The sequence below is a fragment of the Pedobacter sp. FW305-3-2-15-E-R2A2 genome (assembly GCF_038446955.1).
In the GTDB taxonomy this organism is placed as follows: domain Bacteria; phylum Bacteroidota; class Bacteroidia; order Sphingobacteriales; family Sphingobacteriaceae; genus Pedobacter.
Genome location: NZ_CP151803.1, coordinates 5,237,847 through 5,248,390, shown reverse-complemented (window position 1 = coordinate 5,248,390; position 10,544 = coordinate 5,237,847). Strand labels below are relative to the sequence as shown.

The following is a 10,544-nucleotide window of genomic DNA, read 5'->3' as shown; positions in this document are numbered from 1 at the left end:
TTATCATGAATTGTATCAATAAAATAATGTTGTTTCTAGCTGTAATGATCTGCCTGAATTCCTGTAAAAAATTTCTGGATGTGAAGCCCGATAAAAAGCAGGTAATCCCGGGTACGTTAGAGGATTGCCGTTCTTTGCTGAATAGTCAGTTTTTAGGAGGAGGCTATCCTGTTGCGGCCGAAATATCATCAGATGATTACTACCTTACATTTAACAATTGGAATGCATTGCTTCCATCAAACAGAGAACCATATTTATGGCAATCAGATGCCAATATCTCTTTTGGTGAATGGTCAGCCCCATATGAAAGGATATTGGTCGCTAACCAGGTATTGGAAACGCTGTCAGATATAAAGCCATTGGCCCAGGAACAGGTGGAGTGGAATAAACTAAAAGGAACGGCTTTATTATTGAGGGCAATGTGTTATTATAGTCTTGCCCAGATATTTACCAAACCTTATGATCCTGGAACTGCAGCGCAGGATCTGGGTATTCCCTTACGCTTAGGGACAAGTATTGACGAAAAAATAGAAAGAGGGAATTTACAACAAACATATCAGCGGATTGTACAGGACCTCACCGAAAGTGCGGGTCTGTTACCAGCCGAACAGCCTGATACAAGAGTGAAAAAGTCGGTAATTATGCCAGTAAAAGCAGCAGCTTTTGCTGCATTGGCCAGAGTATATTTGGTTATGGGTGACTATCCAAATGCGTTTAACAATGCAGATGCCAGCTTAAAACAATATGGCATATTGATGAATTACAATACCCTTGATACTTCACAGTATTATCCAATTCCAAGATTTAACCAGGAAGTTGTACTGGAACTGGAAGGCAGTGGTTTAGTTCCAGTCCTTTTTGGATTGGCGAGTGATGATCTTCGAAATTTGTACCCTGAGGATGATCTTAGAAAGACGCTCTATTTTAGGGATAACAAAGATGGTACTTATTCTTTTAAAGGGACTTATATTCCTGGCAGTATATTCAGCGGGCTGGCTACAGATGAAATCTATCTGATCAGAGCCGAGTGTTCTGCCAGAGCGGGGAATATTGCCGCTGCACTTGCAGATCTGAATACATTAAGAAAAAATCGTTGGAATGCTACTGCTGTTTTTATCCCTCTGACTGCCAGTAATGTCGAGGACGCATTAAAGCTGGTTATTCTGGAACGCAGAAAGGAATTGCCTTTTCGAACGCTAAGATGGACTGATCTGAGAAGATTGAACAAAGACAATAGGTCTGCGGTTACTTTGAAACGTATGCTAAACGGACAGCAGTACACTTTGCCCCCAAATGATCTTCGGTATACCTTACTCATCCCGAGAGAAGTTTTACAAAGAGTGAATTTACCACAGAACCCGAGGTAGACCAAGGGTATTAGCCAAATATATGTTATGATGAAGAAGAATAAAGTGAACATCCTGTTGTTGTTTATATGGTTTGGTTTGACAGCTCAGGCTGTAGGGCAAGTCAAAGGTTTAAAAATTGGTGATCAGGTCCCTGATGTTCCACTGACGAAAATTGTAGAGGTCGATGGGACAGTTAAATCAGCTAAATTATCGGATTATTTTGACCGCCTCCTCATTCTGGATTTTATGTATACGTCGTGTGGAGCCTGTATTAATGCATTACCTAAAAAGGACTACTTACAACGTAAGTTTGGAGAGAAGGTTAAAATTATGGTGGTTGTAGGAGGAGAGATGTATTCCCCGGGGATGCTTAAAAGAGAAAATGAAAGTTACATCAGGAAATTTCTGACTAATAAAAAAAGTTTCTTATCCAAGCATAATGTACAACTTCCCTGGATAGTTGAAAATAAACAGCTCAACCAATATTTTCCGCATCAATTGGTTTCGCACCTGGTTTGGATCTATAAGGGAAAACTGGTAGCGGTTACTGAACAGGATTATGTGACAGAAGCTAATATTCAGACAATACTCGATGGTAAAAAAAATGACTGGCCGGTTAAAAATGATTTTATGCCGGAAGTTAGCCTGGATACCCCTTTAGTTTGCCAGAACCCACAAAGATTTACAGGAAATAAAACTGTCCATAGATATGCTGCTGTTTTGGGTTGTTATCAGGATGGTGTTGTCACTAAAGCGGGAACCATACGTGATTCAGTTCAGCATACACGCAGGGATTATATCATCAACCTGCCTGTATTGAATATATATGCCAGCAGATGGGGAATCATAAGAGATAGTTTAAAAATGCTGGAACCAAGTTTCGTGATATTGGAAGTGAAAAATCCATTAAAATATATCAGGCAGGAAGATTCACCGGAACCTAATTTGATGGTGCGCCGGAGAACGAGTATTTGTTATGAGGCTTTAGGACCGGATACCAACCAAACCAATCAGGAGGTTGCATCTGCTGTAATTAAGGATCTTGATAATTTATTAGGACTTCATGGGCGTTATGAAAAGCGTCGGATGAAATGCCTGGCCCTGGTGAAAACAAAGAGCCTGAATCAAATCAGAACAACAGCCAAAGAAGGAGAGGGCTTTGAAATATTAGCTGCACCTCATATCAAACTTGTCAATAAAAGTCTGGATAACATTGTATGGAAGTTAAACCAATTTTATGGTAATCCACCCGTTTTCGATGAAACGGGATATAAAGATCTTGTAGATATGGATTTTAAGCTGGATTCATGGCAAGATATTTTTGAGGTCAGAAAAGCATTGCAAAATTATGGATTGGACCTGAAAGAAGAAGAAAGAGAGTTAGAAGTATTTGTATTAACGGAAATAAGATAGTGTATTATCCCAACCCAAAATAAGTTTTAAATGAATATAAAAAAAAGCGTGTTTAATTTTATCCTGTTAAGTGGCTTAACTTTTTCAAGCTCCTTTGCTCAAAATATTCCCGCGGATACTGCATTAAGAAAAGGGAAGCTGGCCAATGGTTTGAGCTATTATATCCGGCATAACCATATTCCCAAGGGGCGTGCGGATTTTTATATCGTTCAAAAAGTCGGATCTGTGCTGGAAGAGGAAAATCAGAGAGGACTGGCTCATTTTTTAGAGCATATGGCTTTTAATGGAACGAGACATTTTCCTGGAAATACTTTAATCACCGAACTTGGAAAAAAGGGAATTAAGTTTGGAAGTAACATCAATGCCTATACTTCATACGATGAAACAGTATACAATTTAACTAATATCCCGGTAACCAGAGCGGGTGTTTTGGATACTGCCTTATTGATACTTAAAGACTGGTCGGGCTTTATACTAAATAAGGATGAGGATATTGAAGAAGAACGTGGTGTAGTGAGAGAAGAATGGCGAACCAGATCTTCTGGTTATTTGCGTGTACAGGAAAACAAGATTATGCCGTTACTTTTTGCAGGTACCCCTTATGCGGACAGGCTTCCTATTGGTACTTTAAATGTAATTAACAATTTCAACCCAAAGGAGCTCCGGGATTATTATAAGCAATGGTATCGTCCTGATTTGCAGGGAATCATTATCGTAGGAGATGTCAATGTCGATAAAGTTGAGGCAACGTTGAAAAAACTTTTTGCTGATATTCCGAAACCCGTAAGTCCGGTTCCCCGGAAATATTTTAAAATCACTGATAATAAGGATCCTATAATAGCAATAGCTTCCGATCCGGAAATCAGAAATACTTCAGCCAAGGCTTACTGGAAGCAGGACATGGTGACTGCAGATCAAAAAGAAACGGTGCAATTTTTTAAAGTAAACCTGATTAATAATATCATCAGTAATATGCTGAATGAACGGTTTGCAGAAATTGCCAAGAAAGGAAATGCCAGCTATTCTCTTAATGCAATTATGGACAAGTATTCCATTTCTAAAAGACCTGCATGGGTCTTGAATGTAAATGCACCCGATAACGATTTGAAAACTGCTTTAAGGATAGGTTTGTCCGAATGCGAACGAATGCGTCGCTTTGGATTCAATAAAAATGAATTCGAACCCACCATTAAAAATTTTAATTTGGTAAATAATGAATCCGAATATTACGACAGGAACAACAGAGAGAATTTTCTTTATACCAGGGAATATGTTGAACATTTTCTAAATGGAGGTATTTCTTCGGATCCTGAATGGAAGTATCGGACAACAAGAGATATTTTGAATAACCTGAGCATAGATACTTTGAATTTTTATGCAAAAAAGTATGTTCGGGATTATAATATGGCCTTTGAAATCCTTTCTCCTCAAAAAAGCGGACTTAATGTCTTATCCAAAATTGAAGTTTCAAAATTATGGGAGGAAGTGAAAATGCTGGATTTGAAACCCTGGATCAAAGAAGAAAAAAAGAGTGACCTTTTAGGCCTAAGCATTCCTAAGGGAGGGAAAATTATTAAAACAGAAAAAAATACCGGACCTTATGGATTTACAAAGTGGGAACTTTCCAACGGTGTAAAGGTATGGTATAAAAAAACCGGGTACAATGAGTCAGATCTGATCCTGTACGGATTTAAACCAGGAGGATACGCGCTGGTTAGCAGGGCAGATCTTCCATCAGCAATAGCTTACAATAGCATAACTGCAGCAAGCAGCGGTTTTGAAGGAATAGACGGACGTTCATCAGCGATGAGTATGGTAGACAAAAATTTTGAATCATTGAGTGCAACAGGTTCTATCATGCATATGAAAGTGCTTTTTCAGCATATATACCTCAGGATGACAAAATTTAAAAAAGAAGAGGAAACATTTTATAATTGGAAAAGAGGACAGAAGGAAATGATTAAGTCACGTTCTCTTGATCCAAAAACTGTTTATTCAGATACACTGGTTTCAATCATGAGTAACCGCCACCCGCGTGCATTGTCGCTTAATAATATGATGGTGCTAAATGAGGTATCTTATGATAAGATTATCAGACTACATCGGGAATATTTTGGCAATGCGAACGGGTTCAATTTTATTCTGACTGGCAATGCAGATGAAGACAATGTGAAAGTACTTGTTGAAACCTGGCTTGGAGGTTTACCTTCTCTTAAGAAAAGAAAAAAAATTGTTGATCATGGTATGTATCCGCCTAAAGGAGTGCTCAAAAAACATTTCACAAAAAAAATGGAAACGCCGCAGGCAACTGTGACCATTGGTTATACCGGAGAGATGCCATATACCGTTAAAAACAATATACTAATGATGTTTGTGAGCGAGATTTTGAAAACTGTTTATCTGGAAACTATAAGAGAAAAAGAAGGTGGAAGTTATGGCGTAGCAGTAAGTGGCGAATTGATAAAATATCCGAAAGAGCGATTTATTTTTCAGGTAAACTTTGACACAAATCCGGAACCCATGAAAAAAGAGCGGCTCATTAATCTTGTGTATCAGGAAATAAAAAAACTAATGACAGAAGGAATCGAACAAGATAAAGTCGATCGGGTAAAACAGAATCTGATAAAAAAATATTTGGAGAATATATCTAAACCAAACGCCAGATATTGGAACGGAATGCAGGGCGCATTTTTGCTTTATGGAATAGATTGGCGCACTGGATATGACAAGGTGGTATTGTCAATTACTCCGCAAATGATAAAAGAATTTGCGGAGAATATTTTTAAGCAAGGGAACATCATTGAGGTGGTGATGAGTCCGGAATAAGAAAAGGGCTGATGGTGAAAATTTTCACACCATCAGCCCTTTGTTTTAAAATTTACTGTTGTTTACGGCTCCAAAAGAACATTTGCAGACTCAATTTTTGTTGAGAATGCATTATTAATCTCGGTCTGCAAAGATGGTGTAATGATCGGTCTTGCTACGCCATTAATAAACTGAGTGTTTGCAAAGATTGCACAAATGTCTACATTCGGTGATGGACATTGTGGTTGCATTAGAACCTGATTGTAGTTTAGAGGATCAGTAATTGATCCGGTACCATCATATTTAAACCATGAATTAGCCATAGTTTTAGTGCTTTTGTAATTTAAAAAGCTTAAACTTTAATTTAACTTACTCTCTCTAAGGTTTTCAGTTTCCCCTTTTGCCTACTTTGTTTAGGATTTTCGGCTTCTTCCTTTTTTTCTATTTGTCTTGCAAAGCGCATAGCGATTGTTTAAACAATATTTTATTCATGTAATTTCGATCAAACCCTCGAATGTTTATTGGTTAAGGGCAAAGCCTTACATTTGCAGACTCAACCTTGGTTGTAAATGCACTATTGATTTCGGCCTGCAAAGCGGATGTAATAATTGGCCTTGGTACTCCTCCAATAAATTGAACTTGTGAGAATATTACACAAATATTGACATCAGGGGTTGGGCAGTTTACTGAAAATACTTCATTGTAATTCGTAGGATCAGTTATTGATCCAGAACCATCATATTTAAACCATGAAGTCGCCATAATTTTACTACTTTTATAGATCAAAAAGCTTAAACTTTATTTCTTGCCTACTTTTTTCAAGATTTTCAGCATTTCCTTTATCTATCAATTATTTCCAATGACTTTTTTTGTTCATCGCATCATACTAATTCAAAAATATATTTGTAATGGAAAAGGATGGTTTGTTAGAATTAGGGTTTTAATCTCACGTTTGCCGATTCCGTGAGTGTCCAAATAGCCCAATGAATCTCATTACAAAGCGCTGGAGTAATAATTGGTCTTTGAACTCCACCAATTATTTGTACCTGTGCGAAAATTGCACAGAGGCGTCGTTTTGGTGGTGGACAATTTGGGATTGGACAAACTGTATAGTTTAACGGATCGCAAACATCTCCTGTACCATCATAACAGAACCATGAATTTGCCATAATCATATTGCTTTTATAATCTTAAAAAGCTTAAACTCTATCTTTTTCCTACTCTTTTCAAGGTTTTCGGCATCCCTTTTCTCAAGCTACTACTCAAATAAATACTCAATATTTCATCTCCAGCAACACTACCCCAACCACTGCAATCAACGTCAGCAACAAATTCACCTTAAAATGTTTTTTCCATCCTATTCTGCTAAACACCCCTCCACATGGACACGGATATATATCATAAACCTGATAAATAATACCGCTCACATACACCGTAAAAACACTCATCATGAACAAGGAAACATACATCCCTATCAACCTCGTTTCCGGAAAAATCAATAAAACTACCGTTCCTAACTCTCCAATCGGCAGCAACCAGCTTAACCAGGGTACACTCCATTTAGGAATAGCCTGACTTTTCAAAACCTCTTTGAAATACTTTATGTTGCGTAATTTTGGTACTGCTGCATAGATCCACAACGCAATAAATAATGCAATAATCGTATATATTAAAACAGACATCACCATTTGTCAAAGGCTTTAAAAATTCATCTTTTACCATTTCAAAACTGAGTTACACCCGGATAAACAAAACGGCCAAATAATAGCACAAAATCCAGCGTATGTCATGTCTAAGAAGTTGTTCGTCCGGGGCTCCCTCAGTTAAAGAATATCATCCGATATCTTAGTACCAAGGTCGGGAGGTTTTCATTCATATTCTAGGGTCATATGTCCCAAAAACCTATTCCTCCGCGATTTCTGTAAACAAAATGTAAAATCAAACCCAAATCCCTGCAAACAAAAAATCTTAATTGGAACACTCGTTCTAAATACATACATTTGTTCCCACTATGGCACGCAATAAAGAATTTGATCCTACCGAAAAGCTGGAAAAGGCCCGCGACTTATTTTGGGAAAAGGGGTATCACGCTACTTCCATGCAGGACCTCGTGAGCCAGATGAAAGTGAACAGGGGGAGCATGTACGATACTTATGGAGACAAACATCAGCTCTTCATAGAAAGCCTGCAAAATTATGCGAAGGAAACTTACTCCGAATATAAGCAGGCTGCAACAGGAGAAAAATCACCATTTAAAGCGATTGAACTGATCGTCAAAAAGGCGATCCAACGATCTTTTGAAGAAGAAAAAGTCTGTATGATTGTCAAATCTTCTTTTGAAATGGCTCCGCTCGACAATGATGTCAAGGAAATCCTAAAACAGCTCAGCAATGCCCTGATCTCCATTTTCGAAGAACTGATCGAAAAAGCACAGCAATCCGGGGAAATCTCAACAGACAAAAACGCCAGGCAATCGGCCCAGTTTATCGTAGGGAGTTTTGCCGGCTTATGGCAAATGCAAGCCCTATACAACGACCGAATAATGGTAGAACAAATGGCAAAAAATACCCTGGATAGCTTAAAGTAGCATCCAGGAAATGATAGTAACAAAATTTTTTAATCAATAATGGAACGATTGTTCTATTAATAATAAAGAGATATGGAAACAGATAAAATGACCCTTACTTACCTTTTAAAACACCAACAGCATCGGAATCTGGATTCGATAACTGAAATCATGAACAGCAATAATTTCTGGGAGATCTTTCCACCAGAAAATGTAGAAGTGCTCAGTTGGAAGGTCCTGATTGGTTTAGGACACCTGGTTACCTTGAAGTTCCCGCCTTCTCAACTTAGAGAAGTGAACCTTTCTATAGAAAAAGGGGCTTGGGGAGCCTTTGATACAGAAGCTTACAGCACTTACGATTACCTCGACATCTGGAAAGAAAAGGTAAAAAGATAATTTTTTTGATCAATAACAGAACGATTGTTCTAGAATAATAACACTACACATATATGGAATTAGGAATCAGTATGTTCGGCGATTTACACGTCGATCCGGCAACCGGAAAAATACAATCAGCACAACAGCGCCTGAAAGAACTCATGGAAGAGATTAAGCTTGCAGACGAAATAGGCATCGACCTTTTTGGAATAGGGGAGCACCATCGGCCGGAATATGCAGTGCCAAGCCCGGAAATTATCCTGGCTGCAGCGGCAGTCATTACCAAAAGAATCAAACTAAGCAGTTCTGTAACGGTATTAAGCTCCTCAGATCCTGTTAAGCTTTACCAGAACTTTGCTATGGTAGATTTACTTTCCGGCGGCAGGGCCGAATTGATGGCGGGTAGGGGAAGCTTCACCGAATCCTTCCCGTTGTTTGGTTATAATTTGCAGGATTACAGTGCACTGTTTGAAGAAAAACTGAATTTATTATTAGAAATCAATAAGGAAGAAACCATCAATTGGCAAGGTCGTTTTCGTGCGTCTTTAAAAGACCAGCAGGTGCTGCCCCGGGCAGTAAACAATAAACTTACGGTATGGATTGCAGCCGGGGGAACACCGGAATCTGTGGTACGTGCCGGAAGTTTGGGACTCCCACTGGTCTTTGCCATCGTCGCAGGAACACCTTTGCAACGCTTTAAGCCTCTTTACGATTTGTATAAAGAAACTTACCAGGAGTTTGGACATGACATGTCAAAGTTCCAGGTGGGGATGTTCTCGCACGCTTTATTTGGCCAGGATGCGAAAGCAACTGCTGACTACTACTACCCATTATATGCCGGACAAATGGACCGGATTGGCAGAACCAGAGGCTGGTTTCCTTTTCAAAGAGAGCAGTACGACTTTGGCAGGTCTGAAGCAGGTGCCTTATTTGTTGGCGACGCAGAAGCGGCCATCGACAAAATCCTGTACGCACAGGAACTATATGGAATTACCCGCTTCTCAGCGCATCTGGACGTAGGTGCGCCTGACCATCATCATTTGATGAAATCAATTGAAATATATGGGACTAAAATAGCACCAAAGGTGCGGGAAGCTTTAAAAAATAATTAGATACAAAAATGAAAAACATAAAAAGACTAAACCTGTGGAATGGAAATCCACCTGCCAAAAGCGGATTATCCGGCAATGAAGTTCTGGATCCCGAAGCGATCCTGGAGCTGACCAATGTGACAGAAACAGAACTGATCATCTATAGCCCGGAGGATAGGATTAATACTGGTGCTGCGGTAATTATATGCCCCGGAGGGGCTTATGCCGGATTGGCCATCACTACACAGGGCTATGATTTTGCCGAATGGCTCAACACGACCGGCATCACAGGAATCGTGTTGAAATACAGAATGCCAAATGGAAATAAAGAGATTCCGTTAGATGATGTTCAGGAAGCCATCCGGTATATCCGTAAGAACGCCAAAGAACTGAAACTAAATGAAAACAAGATTGGCGTAGCTGGTTTCTCTGCAGGAGGTCACCTGGCTGCATTGTCGGCTACGCTGTTCTCACAAGAATCAGAAGAAGAAATCAGTACACGCCCTGACTTCTCCATTTTATTTTACCCGGTGATTTCAATGGGATTGCATACCCAAAAGGATACCCACCATAATTTATTAGGTGCAGATCCTTCCCCCTCCTCCATAGAAAAATATTCTTGCGAAAAACAGGTCCGTTCCAATACTCCGCCCACTTTAATTTTAGCAAGCGATGATGATACCATTGTCTCTCCAATTAACAGTACGCATTATTATGAAGCGCTGAAAAAACAACATATCCCTGCAACATTATACCTGTTTCCGCAGGGTGACCATGCCTGGGGGATAAAAGGACTCAACATGTTTGGAAAGAAATTTGAATATATTGAACAAGCAAAAGAGCTCATCTTAAATTGGATCAGGAACCATTGCTAAGCTCTTGATCCACTTAAAAAAGCTGTTTCCAACGCAAAAGGAAATGGCTTTTTTAATCTTTATCCAG

At 39.2% G+C, this 10,544-nt stretch carries 8 protein-coding genes; 7 read left to right on the top strand and 1 reads right to left on the bottom strand.

Annotated elements, in window-relative coordinates; translation table 11 throughout:
* Positions 1 to 26 precede the first annotated feature (26 nt).
* The 3 genes from AAFF35_RS21185 to AAFF35_RS21175 are packed head-to-tail and all read left to right on the top strand — an operon-like array spanning position 27 to position 5,588.
* Entirely contained in the window at positions 27 to 1,367 is a 1,341-nt protein-coding gene (locus AAFF35_RS21185; protein ID WP_342328532.1) for a RagB/SusD family nutrient uptake outer membrane protein, read from the top strand.
* Between the two features lie 27 nt (positions 1,368 to 1,394).
* The gene (locus tag AAFF35_RS21180) at positions 1,395 to 2,762 is read left to right on the top strand and encodes a hypothetical protein (RefSeq protein WP_342328531.1); all 1,368 of its coding nucleotides are present in this window, start codon (positions 1,395 to 1,397) and stop codon (positions 2,760 to 2,762) included.
* 30 nt (positions 2,763 to 2,792) lie between these two features.
* The gene (locus AAFF35_RS21175; RefSeq protein ID WP_342328530.1) at positions 2,793 to 5,588 is read left to right on the top strand and encodes an insulinase family protein; all 2,796 of its coding nucleotides are present in this window, start codon (positions 2,793 to 2,795) and stop codon (positions 5,586 to 5,588) included.
* A 1,253-nt stretch (positions 5,589 to 6,841) separates the two neighbouring features.
* On the opposite strand, the gene AAFF35_RS21170 is transcribed toward AAFF35_RS21175, so the two are convergent.
* Positions 6,842 to 7,249, bottom strand: coding sequence for a MauE/DoxX family redox-associated membrane protein (locus tag AAFF35_RS21170; protein ID WP_342328529.1), 408 nt, complete (start codon positions 7,247 to 7,249; stop codon positions 6,842 to 6,844).
* A gap of 329 nt (positions 7,250 to 7,578) precedes the next feature.
* On the opposite strand from AAFF35_RS21170, the gene AAFF35_RS21165 reads away from it, so the two are divergent.
* From AAFF35_RS21165 to AAFF35_RS21150, 4 genes are all read left to right on the top strand, one after another.
* A complete protein-coding gene (locus AAFF35_RS21165; RefSeq protein WP_342328528.1) occupies positions 7,579 to 8,154 on the top strand; it encodes a TetR/AcrR family transcriptional regulator in 576 nt (191 codons plus the stop codon).
* A gap of 72 nt (positions 8,155 to 8,226) precedes the next feature.
* Positions 8,227 to 8,529: a hypothetical protein gene (locus AAFF35_RS21160; RefSeq protein ID WP_342328527.1), complete on the top strand. Its 303-nt coding sequence runs from the start codon at positions 8,227 to 8,229 to the stop codon at positions 8,527 to 8,529.
* Between the two features lie 53 nt (positions 8,530 to 8,582).
* A complete protein-coding gene (locus AAFF35_RS21155) occupies positions 8,583 to 9,623 on the top strand; it encodes an LLM class flavin-dependent oxidoreductase (protein ID WP_342328526.1) in 1,041 nt (346 codons plus the stop codon).
* Positions 9,624 to 9,631: 8 nt separating this feature from the next.
* Positions 9,632 to 10,477: an alpha/beta hydrolase gene (locus AAFF35_RS21150; protein WP_342328525.1), complete on the top strand. Its 846-nt coding sequence runs from the start codon at positions 9,632 to 9,634 to the stop codon at positions 10,475 to 10,477.
* The last annotated feature ends 67 nt before the right edge of the window (positions 10,478 to 10,544 follow it).